At 71.5% G+C, this 18248-nt stretch carries 15 protein-coding genes; 13 read left to right on the forward strand and 2 right to left on the reverse strand.

Annotated features, from left to right (window positions below; translation table 11 throughout):
* Positions 1 to 58: 58 nt before the first annotated feature.
* Complete coding sequence (locus ITX44_RS06825; protein WP_205356117.1) at positions 59 to 706, reverse strand: MBL fold metallo-hydrolase; 648 nt, start codon at positions 704 to 706, stop codon at positions 59 to 61.
* 217 nt (positions 707 to 923) lie between these two features.
* Between ITX44_RS06825 and ITX44_RS06830 the strand changes: the two genes are divergently transcribed.
* The 11 genes from ITX44_RS06830 to ITX44_RS06880 all read left to right on the forward strand — a co-directional run bounded on the left by ITX44_RS06830 (position 924) and on the right by ITX44_RS06880 (position 15052).
* Positions 924 to 1520 (forward strand): carboxymuconolactone decarboxylase family protein, encoded by a 597-nt coding sequence (locus tag ITX44_RS06830; protein WP_205356118.1) that lies wholly within the window; start codon positions 924 to 926, stop codon positions 1518 to 1520.
* Positions 1517 to 2116, forward strand: coding sequence for a carboxymuconolactone decarboxylase family protein (locus ITX44_RS06835; protein WP_205356119.1), 600 nt, complete (start codon positions 1517 to 1519; stop codon positions 2114 to 2116). The genes ITX44_RS06830 and ITX44_RS06835 overlap by 4 nt, the downstream gene beginning before the upstream one ends.
* 70 nt (positions 2117 to 2186) lie before the next feature.
* On the forward strand, positions 2187 to 3173 hold the full coding sequence (locus ITX44_RS06840; RefSeq protein ID WP_236060158.1) for an SMP-30/gluconolactonase/LRE family protein: 987 nt from the start codon (positions 2187 to 2189) through the stop codon (positions 3171 to 3173).
* 31 nt (positions 3174 to 3204) lie between these two features.
* Entirely contained in the window at positions 3205 to 4014 is an 810-nt protein-coding gene (locus tag ITX44_RS06845) for an alpha/beta fold hydrolase (protein ID WP_205356120.1), read from the forward strand.
* Between the two features lie 58 nt (positions 4015 to 4072).
* Positions 4073 to 4681: a TetR/AcrR family transcriptional regulator gene (locus ITX44_RS06850; RefSeq protein ID WP_205356121.1), complete on the forward strand. Its 609-nt coding sequence runs from the start codon at positions 4073 to 4075 to the stop codon at positions 4679 to 4681.
* A 112-nt stretch (positions 4682 to 4793) separates the two neighbouring features.
* Positions 4794 to 5798, forward strand: coding sequence for a LacI family DNA-binding transcriptional regulator (locus tag ITX44_RS06855; protein WP_205356122.1), 1005 nt, complete (start codon positions 4794 to 4796; stop codon positions 5796 to 5798).
* A 210-nt stretch (positions 5799 to 6008) separates the two neighbouring features.
* Entirely contained in the window at positions 6009 to 7349 is a 1341-nt protein-coding gene (locus ITX44_RS06860; protein ID WP_205356123.1) for an ABC transporter substrate-binding protein, read from the forward strand.
* Between the two features lie 5 nt (positions 7350 to 7354).
* Complete coding sequence (locus ITX44_RS06865; protein ID WP_205356124.1) at positions 7355 to 8305, forward strand: carbohydrate ABC transporter permease; 951 nt, start codon at positions 7355 to 7357, stop codon at positions 8303 to 8305.
* Positions 8306 to 8367: 62 nt separating this feature from the next.
* A complete protein-coding gene (locus ITX44_RS06870; protein WP_205356309.1) occupies positions 8368 to 9174 on the forward strand; it encodes a carbohydrate ABC transporter permease in 807 nt (268 codons plus the stop codon).
* 56 nt (positions 9175 to 9230) lie between these two features.
* On the forward strand, positions 9231 to 12023 hold the full coding sequence (locus ITX44_RS06875; RefSeq protein ID WP_205356125.1) for a glycoside hydrolase family 38 N-terminal domain-containing protein: 2793 nt from the start codon (positions 9231 to 9233) through the stop codon (positions 12021 to 12023).
* 53 nt (positions 12024 to 12076) lie between these two features.
* Complete coding sequence (locus ITX44_RS06880) at positions 12077 to 15052, forward strand: glycoside hydrolase family 2 TIM barrel-domain containing protein (protein WP_205356126.1); 2976 nt, start codon at positions 12077 to 12079, stop codon at positions 15050 to 15052.
* 111 nt (positions 15053 to 15163) lie between these two features.
* On the opposite strand, the gene ITX44_RS06885 is transcribed toward ITX44_RS06880, so the two are convergent.
* A complete protein-coding gene (locus ITX44_RS06885) occupies positions 15164 to 16159 on the reverse strand; it encodes a Gfo/Idh/MocA family protein (protein ID WP_205356127.1) in 996 nt (331 codons plus the stop codon).
* A gap of 162 nt (positions 16160 to 16321) precedes the next feature.
* Between ITX44_RS06885 and ITX44_RS06890 the strand changes: the two genes are divergently transcribed.
* The gene (locus ITX44_RS06890) at positions 16322 to 17065 is read left to right on the forward strand and encodes a GntR family transcriptional regulator (protein ID WP_205356128.1); all 744 of its coding nucleotides are present in this window, start codon (positions 16322 to 16324) and stop codon (positions 17063 to 17065) included.
* A gap of 250 nt (positions 17066 to 17315) precedes the next feature.
* Positions 17316 to 18248 (forward strand): TIM barrel protein, encoded by a 933-nt coding sequence (locus ITX44_RS06895; protein WP_307795131.1) that lies wholly within the window; start codon positions 17316 to 17318, stop codon positions 18246 to 18248.

An 18248-nucleotide genomic window follows, 5' to 3' on the forward strand; every position in this document is an offset into this window, starting at 1 on the left:
CTTCACATGTACAGCTTTGGTGTACAGCCTGGTTGACGCAAAGACGTGCCGGGGGGGGTCAGCGGGAGGGCAGTTCGGCGCTCTCGCCCGGGGTGAGGCGTCCGTAGGTGCTGCCGGCGCCGGGGCCGGTGCCGCCGAGGAAGCCGGCGACCATGGCGAGGCCGATGTCGTTGAGGGCGCCGTCGTGGATGGCGTAGACGCGGTCGGGGGCGACGTCGCGGACGTAGTCGATCAGTTGGCCGGTGGCGGACCAGGGGCCGTGGACCGGCAGCAGCAGGGTGTCGACGGGGGTGCCCGGGACAGTGAGGGCGTCCCCGGGGTGGAAGACGGCGCCGTCGACCAGGAAGCCGATGTTGGTCACGCGCGGTATGTCGTCGTGGATGACGGCGTGCCAGGTGCCGTGGACCTGGACGTCGAAACCCTCGGCGGTGAAGGCCGAGCCCTCGCCGACGGTGATCACCTGGTGGCCGAGCCCTTCGAGTTGCTTGGCGACGGCGGTGTCGGTCCAGATCCGCAGGCCCGGCTCCGCGGCGGCGGCCGCGCGCAGGGCCGCCTCGGAGAAGTGGTCGAAGTGCTCGTGGGTGACCAGGACCGCGCGGACCCCGTCCAGGACGGCGGGGTCGGTCAACCCGCCCGGATCAATGACCAGCCGGCGGTCGCCGTCCTCGATCCGGACACAGGCGTGGCCGAACTTGGTGAGCTTCATGCGGGCTCCTCGGTGCGCTGATGTACAGCCTGGTTGTGGAATCGACCGTAACATGAATACAGCCTGGTTGGACACTTTGGTTGTACAAGTCGGCTGTAGGTCGCCCCTCGGTGCGACCCCTATAAAAAAACGAACGTTCGCCTTGCAGTGCCCCTGCGAGCGAGCTACGGTTCAAAAGAAAGCGATTGATCGTTCGTTTTGAGAGAGGGGAGTCCCCATGCGACTGCCACTGGTGCCCCCGGCGGATCTGACCGCCGGGCAGCGCCCCCTCTACGAGGCATTCGAGACGATGACCCGGGACGCCGAGTACCAGGGCTTCGACGTGCGAAACCCCGAGGGCGCGTTCGTCGGCCCGTGGGGCGTCATGCTCCACTTCCCCGAACTCGCGGCGCCGCTGGGCCGGTTCATCGACCTCGCGCAGAAGCTGCCCGGGCTCGGCGAGAGAGCCCGGCAGGTCGTGATCCTGACGATCGGGGCCCGCTTCAATGTCGCGTACGAGCTGTACGCGCACGCTCCGCTGGCGGCGCGCGCCGGACTGCGCGCGGACCAGATCGCGGCCCTCAGCGCCGGATCGCGCCCCGCCGGCCTGAGCGAGGAAGAACTGCTGGCCGGTGACGTCGCCGGGGCTCTGGTCCGGGCCGGGGCGGTTCCCGGGCCGCTGTACGACGCCGCCGTGGCCGAGCTCGGCCGGCCGGGCTTCGACGCCGTGGTGTTCATCACCGTCCACTACGTGGCACTGGGCGTCCTGCTCAACGCCTACGACGTGCCCGCCGGCCGTCCCGTGGCCGGCGCTTGTGAAGGAGGGCAAGCATGACGAGTGCCAAGGAACTCCTGGCCGAGCTCGAGGACCCCACCGACTTCGGCACCTTCGGCCGCTTCGTGGAGACGCCGGTCGACGAGATGCCGGCGGCCATGCGTGACGCGTACGACCGGACGACCAGGCTCCGCGGGCTGGTGCCCGGCCCGCACAAGATCTGGCTGGCCAACCCGGCGCTGTCGATGACGATCGTGCCGACCGGAGCGTACTTCCAGACGAAGTCGACCCTGTCGAAGGCCGAGATCGAGATCGTGACCAACGTCATCAACGGGCGCTGGGGCGCGGCGTACAGCAACTTCGAGCACGAGAAGATCGGCGTGATCCTCGGCGAGCTCGACCCGTCGCAGGTCGAGGCCCTGATCACCGGCCGGCCCACCGCGTTCGCCGACCCGCGTCGGCAGGTGGTCTACGAGCTGTCGTCGGCTCTGGCCGCGGCGCGCGTGGTGCCCAGGGGCCTGCACCGCCGCGCGCAGGAACTGCTCGGCGACCAGGGCATTGTCGACGTCACGGTCCTGATGGGCTGGTTCACCGCGGTCTGTCTGACGCTGATGGCCTACGACGTGCCGGCCGGCGCCGTCGGGCTCGAGCAGTAGCCGCGCCGCGAGCGGCACGAAACCCCTGGTACGCAACCCCACCACATCCCGAGGAATCGGAGGAACCGCCATGGCCATCGCGCCTCTTCCCGAGGTCACCCTGACCCCGGTGGCCCACTTCCCGCAGGGCCACTTCCTGGAGAACCTGGTCGTCCGTGCCGACGGCTCGCTGCTGATCACCGCCGTGGTGCAGCAGGAACTGTGGTACGTCCCCGGCCCCGCCCCCCGCACCCTGGTCGACCCGGTGCTCGTGCACACCTTCGACCACCCGGTCACCGGCATCGTCGAGGTCGAACCGGACGTGTTCGTCGTGAGCCTCACCGAGGGGTACACCACGCACGAATCCCATCTCGCCCGGATCGACCTCAACGGCTGGACCCCCGGCGACCCGATCCTCCCGGAGATCGTCCACACCTTCGACAACAGGGTCCGCGCCCTCAACGGCAGTTGCCTGCTCGGCCCCGGAGTGCTCGCGGTCGCCGACTGCTTCGCCGGACTGGTCTGGCGCGTCGACCTGGCCGAGGGAGCGCACAGCGCCACCGGCCGGGTATGGCTCGCACACGACACGATGGCCTGGGATCCCGACGGCGAGGTCGCCCCGCCGCCGCAGCCGGGCATCAACGGCGTGCGGTACGGCGCGAAGACCGGCTACCTGTACTACACCTCCACCGCCCAGAAGGTGTTCATGCGCGTGCCGGTCGACCCGACCACGCTCGACCCGTCCGGCGCCCCCGAATTCGTCGCCGCCATCGACAACGCCGACGACTTCTGCATCGACGAGGACGCCGGCTTCGCGTACGTCACCCGGCATCGCGCCAACACCCTCGACCGCGTCCCGCTCGCACCGAGCCACGGCAGCGAGGTGCGCCACCTCGCCGGTGACCCGTTCGACCCGGTGATCGCCGGGCCGTCCAGCGCCTACTGGGGCGGCGAGCCCGGCGACCACGGCCGGGTCCTCTACGTCACGACCGACGGCGGCCGTACCGCACCGCCCGAAGGCATCGTGCGCAACGCCGCGCTCCTGCGCGTCGAACTCGACCCGCCCGCCGCATCCTGAGCACCGGCCGTCGCGCCCGGAAGGGAGACCAGTGAACCGGCACAGCAAGACCACCGGCAGCGGCCAGGTGTCGATCGAGACCTACCTGGACGGCGAGAACAACGACCTCGACGTGGTCATTCTGCCGTCCTACGGCCGCGACGGCGGCGAGGACTTCGATGTGTTCACCGCGGCACTGGTCGCAGCGGGCTACCGCGTCCTGCGACCCCAGCCGCGGGGTACGGCGGGCTCCACCGGCCCGATGAGCGGCGTCACCATCGGCGATCTCGGTGATGACGTCGCCGGTGTCATCGACCGGCTCGGCCACGGCCCCGCGGTCGTCCTCGGGCACGCCTACGGGAACTTCGTCGCCCGCACCGTGGCCACCGACCACCCCGGCACCGTTCGCGCCGTCGTCCTCGCGGCAGCCTCCACCCGCGCGGTTCCGCCCGAGATCGACAACGCCCCCTTCCGGGCCGGCGACCTCACCCTGTCCGACGAGGAGCGGCTCGCCGCACTGCGCCTGGCCTTCTTCGCCCCCGGCCACGACGCCTCGGTCTGGCTGTCCGGCTGGTACCCGCGGACCCTGGCGATGCAGCGCGCCGCCGTCACCGGCATCGACATCGGCCGCTACTGGGGCGCGGGCCAGGCGCCCATTCTGGAGATCCTCGCCGACAGCGACCCGTTCCACCCCAGGAGCCAGTGGGACGACCTGCGCACACAATTCGGCGAGCGGGTCACCAGCGCGGTCGTCGAGGACGCGGGGCACGCCCTGTTCCCCGAACAACCCGCCGCCGTCGCCGACGCCGCGATCACGTATCTCCGCGCCATGACCCGACCGAATCGCCGCACCACGACCTGATCGACGCCCTTCACTGCTCAGGAGAACGAATGATCGCTTTGTTGGTATATTCGGTGCCATGCCCAAAGTGAGCCAGCGGCACCTCGACGCCCGTCGCGCGGAGATCCTCGCCGCGGCCAGGCGCTGCTTCCTGCGCGACGGTTTCCACGCGACGTCCATGCAGGACCTGCTGCTCGAAGCGGGACTGTCGGCGGGGGCGGTGTACCGGTACTTCGCCAGCAAGCAGGACATGATCGCCGCGATCGCCGAGGAGAACCTGCGCGAGGTCGTCGCCGAGGTCGACAAGGTGGTGAACCGCGAATCGGCGGTCGGCCTCGGCGAACTGCTCGCCGACCTCTTCCGGGTGATCGAGGCCAAGCACCGGGAGAACGGCTTCGCCGCCATGGCGCTCCTGGTGTGGTCCGAGTCCCTGCGCGACCCGAAGCTCGCCGAGCGGATCAGGACCACGCTCACCCAGGTGACCGCCGATCTCGCCCGGATCGTCCGGGAAAGTCAGGAAACGGGAGACCTGCCGTCGGACATTGCGGCAGAGCCCCTCACCCAGGTGATCGTGGCCACGGTACCCGGCTACATCCTCCAGTTGGCGACATTCGGCCCCGGGGGAGTGGCGGGCCTTCCGGACGCGGTGCGCGCCGTGTGGCCGGACCGGAGCGCGCCTGCGAGGTGAACGCGGGGGTCGGCGGGACCCTCGCGACGGGCCCGGCGGGGGCTGTTCGCCGCGTGGGGCATACTCGGGCCCAGCGGGGCGTATCGGCGCTCGCGAGCAGCGGAGGTGCGCGATGGTGTCGTCGTCGGGGGCGGAAATCCGGAAGGTCACGATCCATGACGTCGCCCGGTTCGCCGGGGTGTCCCGGCAGACCGTGTCGCGCGCGCTGAACGGCAAGGACGAGATCGAGGGCTCCACCAAGCAGCGCGTGCTCGACGCCGCCCGCGAACTCGGCTACCGGCCGAGCCGGTTCGCCCGTGGCCTGGTCCGGCAGGACACCACCACCATCGGACTGGTGATCCCGGACCTGCTCAACCCGTTCTTCACCGAGGTCGCCGCCTCGGCCCTGGAGGCCGCGCGCACCCGCGGCTGGCACGTGGTCGTCTACGACACCGCGGACCGGGCCGCGGAGGAACTCGGCACGCTTCAGGTGATCGGCTCGCAGGTGGACGCGGTCGTCGGCTACTTCAGCTGCTCCGAGGACGAGCTCGACCGCTACACCCGCGGCATGCCCATGGTGCTCATCGGCAGCGAACACCGCACGGCGCGGTTCAGCTCGATCCGGATCGACGGCGAGGCGGGGGTCCACGCCGCGGTCGCCCACCTGATCGCCCAGGGACACACCCGGATCGGCATGCTCGACCACGCCGGCCGCGCCGAGCCGAGCCTGCGCCGCGCCTGGTTCCTCACCGCCGCCGCGGCGCACGGCATCGACGCCGGCCTGGTGGCCGGCGCGGACCAGTCGGCCGACGGCGGCGGAGCCGGCCTGCGGGCCCTGCTCGCCGCCCACCCCGACGTGACGGCCGTCTTCACCTTCAACGACATCATCGCGATCGGCGCCCTGCGCGAGGCGCGCCGGATGGGCCGGAGCGTGCCGCGCGAGCTGGCGGTGATCGGATTCGACGGACTGGCGCTCGGCGCACTGGTCGAGCCCCCGCTCACCAGCGTCGCGCTCGACACGCACCGGCTCGGCGCGCTCGCCATAGACCAGGTCGGACGGCTGCTGACCGGCGCGGATCCGCTGGACGCCGACGAGTTGGTGGTGCACGCCGAGCTGCGGCCGGGCGGTTCCGCCTGACCTGCCGGACCGGGCATTGACCCGAATGTCTTGACAATCGTCCGTAGCGGAGCGCAAACTTCCGAAACAATTCATCAACATCCGTGAACGTTCACGGGAGCGCTCACGGGAACGTTCACGGAATCATTCCAACCAGAAGGCAGCCGGTCTGCCTTGGGGTGTCAACGTCGACCCGTCCAGCGTTGGGGCTGGACACTCTGGAAGGAAACCATGAGAAACACCGCCACGCGCGTCCGCCTCACCGCCGTCGTCGCCGCGGCCGCCAGCATCGCCGTGCTCGCCGGATGCTCCTCGTCCGGTCACTCGGGGAGCTCCGCCTCCGCCTCCTCCTGCGAGCCCGCGAAGGGCAAGGTCACCCTCCAGTACTGGAACACCGTTCCGGGCATGGACAAGGTCGTCGCTCTGTGGAACAAGCAGAACCCGGACATCCAGGTCCAGACCAAGAACATCTCCAATGACCAGTACGGCACGATCAGCAACGCCCTCAAGGCCGGCACGGCGCCGGACCTCGCCCAGGTCGGCTACGACGAACTCCCCAACCTGCGGACCCAGAACGCCTTCGTGGACGCCTCCGCCTGCTCGGCGGCCACCGCCGCCAAGTCGCAGTTCGTGCCCTGGACCTGGTCGCAGGCCAGCTTCGGCGGCACGGGCGTGTTCGCCTTCCCGCAGGACACCGGCCCGATGGCGCTCTACGTGCGCAGCGACATCTTCAAGCAGCACGGCCTGACCCCGCCGAAGACCTGGGACGAGTACGCGGCGGACGCGCAGAAGCTGCACGCCGCCGACCCCGGCCTGACGATGACGTTCTTCGACCCGAACAACGCCGAGTGGTTCAACGGCCTGCTGTGGCAGAACAGCGCGCAGATGTACTCGTACTCCGGCAACGAGTGGCACGTCACCGTCGCCTCCGACCAGAGCAAGCAGGTCGCCGACTACTGGCAGAAGCTGATCGACGCCAAGCTCGTGCGCACCGACCTGGCCAACGGCTCGACGCAGATGTACGCGGCCTACCAGAAGAACCAGATAGCCAGCTACGTCGGCGCGGCCTGGGGCTACAGCATGTTCCGCGACAACCTGCCCAGCCAGGCCGGCAAGTGGTCCATCGTCCCGATGCCCACCTGGGGCGGCAACAGCGCCTCCGGTGACTGGGGCGGATCCACCGTCGCGTTCATGAAGGGCAGCAAGCACCTGTACGAGTCGGTCAAGTTCAACACCTGGCTGAACACCGACCCGCAGGCCCTGGCCCTGGAGAACTCGCTCGGCGGCCTGTACCCGGCGGCGACCGCCGGCCTGAAGCTGCCCGCCCTCTCGCAGGGCGTGCCGTACTACAACAACGAGAAGATCTTCGACGTCTTCGCCGACTCGTCCAGGAACATCGACACCAACTTCGCCTGGGGCCCGACCCAGAAGACGGTGAACCTGAGCCTCCAGGACGCGATGGCCAAGGCGGCGGCAGGCAGCGGCACGCTGACCGGAGCGCTGTCGACCGCCCAGTCGACTGCGCTGAAGTCGATGAAGGACCTGGCGATCCCGGCCGCGGCAGGCAAGTGACCGCAGTGACTGTCACCGAAACCCGCGCGAAGCGCGTGGTGGCGGCGCCCCGCGCCCCCCGCCGTCGTCTCAGCGGCGGCGGGGTCGGGGCGGGCACCATCATCGCCTTCCTGACCCCGTTCTTCCTGCCGTTCGTGCTGTTCTACCTGGTGCCGGTCGGCTACGCGATCTGGCAGAGCTTCCGGGTCGTGCGCCGCAACGGCGGACAGTACGGCACCTCGTACACGACCTTCGGCGGCTTCGACCAGTACAGCCAGGTGCTCCACAACCACGAGTTCTGGTCGAGCATCGGCCGCATCGGCCTGTTCGGCATCGTCCAGGTACCGGTCATGCTGTTCGTCGCACTGGTCATGGCGCTGCTGCTGGACACACCGCTGCTGAAGGTCAAGTCGTTCTTCCGCATAGCGGCGTTCATGCCGTACGCCGTACCCGGCGTGATCGCCGCCATCATGTGGTCGTACCTGTACTCGCCGCAGCTCAGCCCCGTGGTCGACATCCTCAAGCACCTCGGGCTCCAGCCGAACTTCCTCGGGCCGGGCGCCGTGCTGTGGTCGGCGGCCAACGTCTCCACCTGGCTGTGGACCGGCTACAACATGCTGATCATGTTCTCGGCCCTCCAGGCGATCCCGCAGGAGCTGTACGAGGCGGCCAAGCTGGACGGCGCCGGCAACTGGACGATCGCGTGGCGGATCAAGGTCCCGATCATCGCCCCCTCGATCGTCCTCACCACGGTGTTCTCGATCATCGGCACACTGCAGCTCTACGCCGAGCCGGCCGTGCTGCGGCAGATCTCCTCGAACATCTCGAGCACGTTCACCCCGAACATGCTCGCGTACGCGGTGGCCTCCGGGAACAACTACCAGCAGGCGGCGGCGATCTCCGTGGTCATCGCCCTGATCACCTTCGTCTTGAGCTTCGGGTTCATGCGACTGACCTCGAAGAAGGCCGGACTGTGAGCAACCTGACCACGGGCGGCAAGTCCGCCCTCCGCGAGAGCCGCGCCAGCCGCACGGCCGTCATGGCGCTGATGCTCCTCCTGGCGATCTACTTCCTGCTGCCGATCTACTTCCTGATCGTCGCGGCCACCAAGCCGCAGGGCGACCTGGCCTCCACCAACGGCCTGGCGTTCTCGCACTTCAACCTGTTCAGCAACCTGCACACGCTGTTCACCCGCAGCAACGGCATCTTTCTGAAGTGGGCCCTGAACAGCGTGATCTACGCGGTGCTCGGCGCCGCCGTCGGCACCCTGATATCCGGGCTGTGCGGCTACGCGCTCGCCAAGTTCCGGTTCCGGGGCCGGGAGTTCCTGTTCTCCGTCGTCCTCGGCGGCGTCCTGGTCCCCACGACCGCTCTCGCGCTGCCGCTGTTCCTGCTGTTCTCGGCGACCGGCATCGTCGACACCTACTGGGCGGTGTTCCTGCCCAGCATCGTCAGTCCGTTCGGCGTCTACCTGGCCAGGATCTTCGCCTCGGCCGCCGTGCCCGACGAGATCCTGGAATCGGCCCGCCTGGACGGCGCCGGCGAGTTCCGCACGTTCTTCTCGGTGGCGTCCAGGCTGATGGCGCCGTCCCTGGTGACCATCTTCCTCTTCCAGTTCGTCGCCATCTGGAACAACTTCTTCCTGCCCATGGTGATGCTCCAGAAGGAGTCGCTCTTCCCGGTCACGCTCGGCCTGTACGAGTGGAACGGCCAGACCGCCCGGGCCCCGCTCCTCCAGGAGTCCGTGATCACCGGCGCGCTGGTCTCGATCGTGCCGGTGATCGTCGTCTTCATCCTCCTTCAGCGCTTCTGGCGCACCGGGCTCGCCGCCGGCTCATTGAAGTGACCGGCCGGCCCCGGCCGCCCCGCACGCCCACCCCGCCCACAGAAGGTCGCCGACCCATGCAGAGATCCGCCGTCTTCGTGCCCCATTTCCACTGGGACCGCGAATGGTACGAGCCCTTCCAGGTGTTCCGGCACCGGCTCGTGGCCGCACTCGACACGGTGCTCGAGACGGCCGAGGCGAACCCGGACTTCCGGTTCACCGTCGACGGGCAGATGGCCGCGGTCGAGGACTACCTCCGGATGCGGCCGGAGAACCGCGACCGGCTGGCGGCCCTGGTCGCCGAGGGACGGCTCGCCATCGGGCCCTGGCTCATCCTGCTCGACGAGTTCCTGTGCTCCGGCGAGACCATCGTGCGCAACCTGCGGATGGGCTGGGCGGCCGCCGCGGAACTCGGCGGCGCCATGCCCGTCGGCTACCTGCCCGACATGTTCGGCCACGTCGCGCAGATGCCGCAGATCCTGGCCCGGGCCGGCTTCGAGCACGCGGCGCTGTGGCGCGGTGTCCCCGGCTCCGTCGAGGGCCACGCCTTCCGCTGGCGCGCCCCCGACGGCTCCGAGGTGCGCACCGAGTTCCTCTTCGACGGCTACGACAACGGGCTCGACGTCCTGCTGGTGCCGGACAGCATCGGCCGGGCGCTCGGCGACTACGCCGGGATGACCGCCGACCGCTGGGGCAACGACCCGGTGCTCGCGATGGCCGGCACCGACCACAACGCCCCCGACCCGCGGCTGACCGAATGGCTGCGGCGTGCGTCGAGCGACCAGCGTGCCATCACCGTCGCGACCCTGGACGAGTACATCCGCGCGCACGCGCGCGACGAGGTCTCCGCCGTCGTCACCGGCGAACTGCGCAGCCACGTACGCGGCAACATCCTGCCCGGCGTGCTCTCCGTACGGCTCGGGCTCAAGCAGCGGATGGCCGTCGCCGAGCGGACCGTCGACCACGCCGAGCGGATCAACGCCCTGTGGTCCCGGCGCGACGACTCGCCCTTCCTCGCGCTGGCCTGGCACAAGATCATCGAGTCCACCGCGCACGACTCGGTCGTCGGCTCCGGCACCGACGAGACCTGCGACCAGGTCGACGCGCGGCTCGCCGAAGCCGCCCAGACCGCCCGGGCGGTACGGGACGCGGCCCTCGCGGAGCCCGCCGCCGAGGTGCCCAGTGACGGCTACCTGGTCGCCAACCCGCTGCCGTTCGCGCGCACCGCCGCCGTCGAGGTGGACGTCGTCGCCCCGCCCGAGGCAGGCGTCCTGGTCGCGACCGCGGCCGACGGCTCGGCGCACCCGGTGCAGACGATCCACCGGGCCCCGACGGTGCTCAGCGACGAGCGCATGGACGCCTCGCAGCTCGAACGCGTGCTGCGCCGTATCCACCGCCGCGAACTGTTCGGCCGGCTCATCGACTCCTACGAGCTCACCGCGGGATCGCTCGTCTTCCACCTCGCCGAGGTGCCCGCCGCCGGACCCTTCGACCTGCTGATCCTGCGCCGCGAGGTCGCCGAGGCGGCCGCCGCGCACCCGGGGGAGTGGCGGGTGCTGACGCTGGAGGAGCCCCGCGCGACCGCGCTCGTCTCCGTGCCCGTCCCCGCCTCCGGGCTCGCGGCTTTCCGGGTCGAGGCCCGGGAACAGGCGCCCGAGCAGGCACCGGCGTTCGTCCCCGCGACGGCGGCGGACCGTACGCTGTCCAACGGCCTGGTCGGGGTGGAGATCGCCGCCGACGGCACCCTGGACGTGACCGGCGCCGACGGCTGTGTGCTGCGCGGCGTGGGCCGCCTCGTGGACGGCGGCGACCGCGGCGACAGCTACAACTACGGCCCGCCGGCCAAGGACGTGCTGGTCACCGAGCCGGCGGAGGTCACCGTCGAGGTCCTGGAGACCGGCCCGCTGCGCTCCCGGACGCTGGTCACCCGGGTCTACGCCTGGCCCGCCGCGCTCTCCGCCGACCGCGACGTGCGCGACGCGCGGACGGTGCGGACCCCGGTCGAGACCCTGGTGGAGGTCAGGGCGGGCGAGCCGTTCGTACGGGTCTCCACCTCGTTCCTGAACCGGTCCGCCGACCACCGGCTGCGCTTCCACGTCCCCCTGCCCGAGCCGGCCGCCGAGTCCGCCGCGGCGGGGCAGTTCGCCGTCACCCGGCGCGGGCTCACCGCCGAGGGCGGTTGGGGCGAGTACCCGATCCCGACCTTCCCGGCGAGCTCCTTCGTGTCGGCCGGCGCCGCCACACTCCTGCTCGACCACGCCTCGGAGTACGAACTCGTCGGCGACGGCTCCGAACTCGCCGTCACCCTGCTGCGCGCGATCGGCTCCATCAGCGTCAACATCCATCCCTACCGCGACGAGCCCGCCGCGAGCGAGATCCCCGCGCCGGGCGCGCAGGACCTCGGCATGCGCATTCACAACCGCTTCGCCGTCCTGCCCTCGGCCTCCGGCTGGCAGGGCGCGGACGCGGTCGCCGCCGCCGAACTCTTCCGCAACGACGTCCTGGTCACCCGCGGCACGGCGCCCGCCGGCGCCCCGCTGCCCCCCGATGCCACCGGCGTGCGGGTCGACGGCGCGGACGTCCTCGTGTCCACCGTCCGCCGCGTCGGCGCTCAGGAAATCGGCACTCAGGAAATCGGCGCCCGGGAAGTCGCGGTCGAGGAAGCCGGCGCCGGGCGGTCCGGCGGAGGCGGCGTCGAGGTGCGGCTGGTCGCGATGAGCGACACCGGCGCGACCGCCCGCGTGACCGGCCCCTTCACCGAGGCCACCACGGTCGACCTGCTCGGCCGGCCGCTGTCCACCACCCCGGCCCCGGACGGGCTCGAACTCGCCCTCGGCCCCTGGGAGATCCGCACCGTCGTCCTCCAGTAGCCCCCGGCCCCACGGACCCACCGCCTCCGCCCTCGAGAAAGAGTTGTGACCTCGTGCCCTCCCCCGACACCTCGTACGTCTCGGACCCCACGCCAGGGCGCGGCGCGCTGCGTGCGGCGCGCTCGTGGCTGCACTCCGACGCACCCTCCCTCTCCCTGAACGGGCCGTGGCGGTTCCGGCTGTCGCCCACCGCCCGCGCCGCCGAGGACTTCGCCGCCGAAGGCTTCGACGACGCGGGCTGGGACAGCATCCCGGTGCCCTCCCACTGGGTGCTCCAGGGCGACGGCGCCCACGGCCGGCCGATCTACACCAACGTGCAGTTCCCGTTCCCGATCGACCCGCCCCACGTCCCCGACGAGAACCCCACCGGTGACTACCGCCGGCATGTCGAACTGCCCGCCGCCTGGTCGGACGCCGAACGGGTGGTGCTGCGGTTCGACGGCGTCGAGTCGCTGTTCCGGGTGTGGGTGAACGGCGAGGAGATCGGCGGCGCGAGCGGCAGCAGGCTCGCCCACGAATTCGACGTGACCTCGGCCGTGCGCCCCGGCGACAACGTCGTCGCGGTGCGTGTGCACCAGTGGTCGGCGGCCAGCTACGTCGAGGACCAGGACCAGTGGTGGCTGCCCGGCATCTTCCGCGACGTCACCCTGCTGGCGCGGCCGGCCGGCGGCGTCGAGGACGTCTGGCTGCGGGCCGGATTCGACGACGGGCAGGGCCGGATCGAGCCGGAGGTCACCGCCGGCGCCTCGGCCTTCCCGGTCACCCTGCGGCTGCCGGAACTCGGCGTCGAACAGGTCTGGGCGAGCCCGGCCGACGTGACCCCGTTCGACGTCGGCGCCGTGCAGCCGTGGTCCGCCGAGGTGCCCCGCCTTTACGACGTCACGGTCTCGACGGCCGCCGAGACCGTCGCCCTGCGGGTGGGGTTCCGTACCGTCGAGATCCGCGGCGACCGCTTCCTGGTCAACGGCCGCCGCGTGGTCTTCCACGGCATGAACCGCCACGAGACCCACCCCGTGCGCGGCCGGGTCTTCGACGAGGAGCACGCCCGCGCCGACCTGGCCCGGATGAAGCGGTTCAACGTGAACGCGATCCGCACCAGCCACTACCCGCCGCATCCGCGGCTGCTCGACCTGGCCGACGAACTCGGCTTCTGGGTCGTCCTGGAGTGCGACCTGGAGACCCACGGCTTCGACGCGGTCGGCTGGGCCGGCAACCCGAGCGACGACCCGGCGTGGCGCGAGGCGTACCTCGACCGCGTCCGGCGCACGGTCGAACGGGACAAGAATCACCCCAGCATCGTGCTCTGGTCGCTCGGCAACGAGGCGGGCACCGGCAGCAACCTGGCCGCCATGTCGGCCTGGGTGCACGCCCGCGACACCGGACGGCCCGTGCACTACGAGGGCGACCACACCGGCGCGTACACCGACGTCTACTCGCGGATGTACGCCTCGGTGCCCGAGGTCCGGCAGATCGGCACCGACGGCTCCCGCGCGCCGCTGCTGAACTGCACTCCGGCGCAGGGCGCGAGGCAGCGCACCAAGCCGTTCCTGCTGTGCGAGTACGCGCACGCGATGGGCAACGGACCGGGCGCGCTGGACCAGTACGAGGCGCTGGTGCACGAACACCCGCGGCTGCACGGCGGCTTCGTCTGGGAATGGCGCGACCACGGCATCGCGACGACGACCGCCGACGGCACGCCGTACTTCGCGTACGGCGGCGACTTCGGGGAGGTGGTGCACGACGGCAACTTCGTGATGGACGGCATGCTGCTCAGCGACGACGTCCCGACCCCGAGCCTGTACGAGTTCAAGGCCGTCGTGCAGCCGCTCCGCCTCGCCTTCGACGGCGATGAGTTGGTGGTCACCAGCCTGCGGCACTCGGCCGACACCTCCGACCTGCGCTTCCACTGGCGCGTCGAGCACGACGGGGCCCTGGTGGACGCCGGGGAACTGGACGTGCCGGTCCTCGCGCCCGGCGGGTCGGCGCGGGTGCCGCTGCCGCCGGTCCCGGTGGCCAAGGACGCCGAGACCTGGCTGACCGTCGACGTGGCGCTGGCGGCCGCGACCGCCTGGGCGGACCAGGGGCATGTGCTGGCCACCGCCCAGCTCGACCGTTCGGCTGCCCGCCCCGCGCCCGCGGTCCGCCCGCGGACCGACTGGCGGCCGAGCGAGGGGACCTTGACGCTGGGCATCGCCGAGTTCACCGGCGGATCCCTGACCCGTCTGGCCGGCCGTCCGGTGACCGGACCCCGGCTGGAACTCTTCCGTGCCCCGACCGACAACGACGAGGGCGCCTCCACGGAGGTCGAGGAGAGCGACGCGAGCATCGCCGGAATCTCCAACGCCGCCCTGTGGCGCCGCGACGGCCTGGACCGGCTGACCACGCGTCGGGTGGCGGTGGAGCGCGCCGCGGACGCCCTGCGCACGGTCGACCGGGTCTCGGCGGCGAACTCCGGCCTGTGGGTGACCGTGGAGACGCTCTGGTCGCTGGAGGGCGACGAGCTCGAACTGCGGGTGGAGACCGCGCCGTCGAGCGGCTGGCCGACGGTGTGGCCGCGGATCGGCATCCGGTTCGAGCTGCCCGACGGCGCGGCGCCGGTGGACGGCGCCGACTGGTTCGGCCTCGGCCCGCTGGAGTCCTACCCGGACAGCCTGCGCGCGGCGCGCACCGGCCGCTTCACCGCCGGGGTCCGCGAGCTGTCCGTGGCGTACGCGCGCCCGCAGGAGACCGGACACCGCTCCGCGCTGCGGCAGTTGACGCTGACCAGCGCCGGGACCGGGGTGGTGCGCATCGCCGCCCTCCCCGACGCCCGCGGACGCCGCCCGGGCTTCACCCTGGCCCGCCACACCCCGCAGCAGATCGCCCGGGCCGCCCACCCGTACCAGCTGCCCGAGTCGGCGACGAGTCACCTGATCATCGACGCGGCCCAGCACGGACTGGGCTCGCGGGCCTGCGGGCCGGACGTGTGGCCCGACTTCGCGCTGCGCCCGGAGTCCCGCACGATCCGGCTGCGCCTGGCGGCGGGCTGACGGATGACCGGGCACGGGCGGTTCGGTCACGGCGCCGGGTACGAGGACGCGGCCGCGGTGGGATCTTCCCGCCGCGACCGCGTCCCCGGTGCCTCGCCCCGCCCGTGCCGGTCAGCCCGCCTCGGCGACGCGGACCGGGCGGCCCTCCTTGCGCGACCGGGTGGCGGCCTCCGCCACCGCGAGGGCGGCGCGCGCGTCCTGCCCGGTGCAGGGGCTCGGCCGCGTACCGGCCACCACCTCCGTGAACGCCGTCAGTTCGGCCCGGTAGGCGTCCTGGAAGCGGTCCATGAAGCCGCCGTAGGGAGTGCCGGCGGGCCAGGGGGCGCCCTCCGCCGAGGTCAGCGGGGCCCGGTCGGTCAGCCCTGCGGCCAGCGTGCCCCGCGAGCCGCAGGCCTCTAGGCGTACGTCGTACCCCGCGCCGTTGTAGCGGGTGGCCGTACAGGTGGCCAGGGTGCCGTCGTCCAGGGTGAGCAGGGTGACGGCGGTGTCCACGTCGTCGGCCGCGGCGAAGAAGTCCTCGCCGCGGTTGGCGCCGGTCGCGTACACCTCGGTGACCTCGCGTCCGGTGACCCACCGGATGATGTCGTAGTCGTGCACGGAGCAGTCGCGGAAGATGCCGCCGGAGGCGGGGATGTAGCCGGGGTGAGGCGGCGTCGGATCGGCCGTGCAGGCCCGCAGGGTGTGCGTCCAGCCGAGCCGGCCGTCGGCGATCGCCTCGCGCACCGCCTGGTACCCGGCGTCGAACCGGCGCTGGAACCCTATCTGCAGCGGGACCGGCGCCCCTTCGAGGGCGCGCAGCACCGCGTCGGTCTCCTCCAGGGTGCCGGCCACCGGCTTCTCGCAGAACGTCGGCAGCCCGGCCCGCCGCGCGGCCAGTATGAGTTCGGCGTGGAAGGCGGTGGGGGCCGCGACGACGACCCCGTCGAGTCCGGCGCCGAGCAGCCCGTCCAGGTCGCCCGCGTACTGCGCCCCCACCTTCTCCGCCACGGAACGGGCGGAGCCTTCGTCGGCGTCGTGCACCACGATGCCGGTCACGGCCGGCAGCGTGGCGAGGGTCGCGGCGTGGAACGCGCCGATACGGCCCGTGCCGATGAGTCCGATACGCATGTGCGTGTGCCTTTCGTCCGGAGGGCCTGGAGCGCCCATCTGCTTTCTACTCTCCGGCGAATGACAAGGCAAGAGATTGTTATGACATATGGACGTACGAAACTTAGTCTGCCATGAGTCATACTGACGTCCGACGGCAGGAGCCTCCAGGAGGGGTGAACAGTGGAGTCACTCGCGCAGCAGATCACCATCGACCGCAGCAGTCCGGTGCCTCTGTACTTCCAGTTCGCCCAGCAGTTGCAGCACCTCATCGAGACCGGGGCCCTGCCGCCGGGCACCCGGCTGAGCAACGAGGTCGCGATGGCCGACCAGTTCGGGCTGTCCCGCCCCACGATGCGTCAGGCGATGCAGCACCTGGTGGACAAGGGACTGCTGGCCCGCAAGCGCGGGGTCGGCACGCAGGTGGTGACCAACCGCATACGCCGCCAGCTCGAATTCACCAGCCTCTACGAGGACCTGGAGCGCGACCGGCGCCTGCCCAGCACCGAGGTGCTGTCCATCGAGACCGCCCCAGCCGACGCCGAGATCGCCGCGGCGCTGCGGGTGGCGGAGGGCTCCGAGGTGGTGTCGGTGGAGCGGCTGCGCCTGGCCGACGGCGAGCCGATCGCCGTCATGCACAACCATCTGCCCGCGGGCCTGGTCGAGCTGACCCGCACCGCGCTGAGCGAGGGCGGCCTGTACCAACTGCTGCGCCGCTCCGGCATAGTCCTGAGCACCGCCGACCAGACCATCGGCGCCCGCCGGGCCACCGCCGCCGAGGCCAGGCTGCTCGACGAGACCCGCGGCGCCACCCTGCTGACCATGGTCCGCACCGCGCACGACGAGTCGGGCCGGCCCGTCGAGTTCGGCTCCCACGTCTACCGCGCCTCGCGGTACTCCTTCGCCATGACCGTCTCCGCCCACTGATCCGGCCGGTGCCGTACCCGCCGCGCGGAGTTGATGGCACGGAAGTTAGAATGTCAGGACAAACTATTGACATGCTGTCACTGCGGAAGGCAGGCTCGGTACACGTGCGCCGGGCATCCGGCCCGGTGGACGGCAAGGGCACGACGCGAGAAGTGACGCGGGAAGAGGGGCGCGGTATGCGGATCAGGTTGGCCGGCGGTCACGCCGCCGGGCCGGACACCGGTTGCGGCCAGGCGAAGGGAGACCGGTCGTGACGTCCACCCCCGCACCGCCGCTGGCCCGGCGCGTCGCCGGAGCGCCCATCTCGTGGGGAGTGAGCGAGGTGCCGGGCTGGGGCCACCAGTTGGCGCCGGAACTGGTCCTGCGGCAGATGAAGGACGTCGGCCTGAGCGCCACCGAGTTCGGCCCCGAGGGCTTCCTGCCCGACGCCCCGGCGGACAAGGCGGCCACCCTCGCCTCGTACGGCCTGCGCGCCGTGGGCCAGTTCGTGCCGGTCGTGCTGCACGACCCCGGCCACGACCCGCTGCCCGAGGTCGAGGCGGCGATGACCGGCCTGCTGGCCGCCGACGCAGGCACCGTCGTGCTCGCGGCCGCCACCGGCACCGAGGGCTACGACGCGCGCCCGGCGCTCGACGAGGCGGGCTGGGCCCGCCTGCTCGCCAACCTCGACCGCATCTCCGCCGCCGCTTCCGCGGTCGGCCTCACCGCCACCCTCCACCCCCACGTCGGCACGATGATCGAGTCCGGCGAGGAGACGCGGCGCGTCCTGGAGGGCTCCGGCATCGGGCTCTGCCTCGACACCGGGCACCTGCTCATCGGCGGCGGCGACCCCCTCGCCATCGCTGCCGGCTGGCCCGGCCGCATCGCCCATGTGCACCTGAAGGACGTACGCCTCGCCCTCGCCCGGCAGGTGCGCGCCGGCCAGCGGACGTACACCGACGCGGTCATCGGCGGCATGTACGTGCCGCTGGGCGCCGGAGACGTCGACATCGCCGGCATCGTCCGGCTGCTGGAGAGCAGCGGATACGCCGGATGGTACGTACTGGAGCAGGACACCGTCCTGAGCGCGGCGCCCGGCGAGGCCGGTTTCGCCGACCCCCTGGACGACGTACGCGCCTCGATCGCCCACCTGCTCTCCCTCGCCGAGCCGTCCGGGTCCGCGCCCGGCCCGGCAGGGGAGTGA

The sequence above is a fragment of the Actinacidiphila acididurans genome (assembly GCF_016918855.1).
In the GTDB taxonomy this organism is placed as follows: Bacteria; Actinomycetota; Actinomycetes; order Streptomycetales; family Streptomycetaceae; genus Actinacidiphila; species Actinacidiphila acididurans.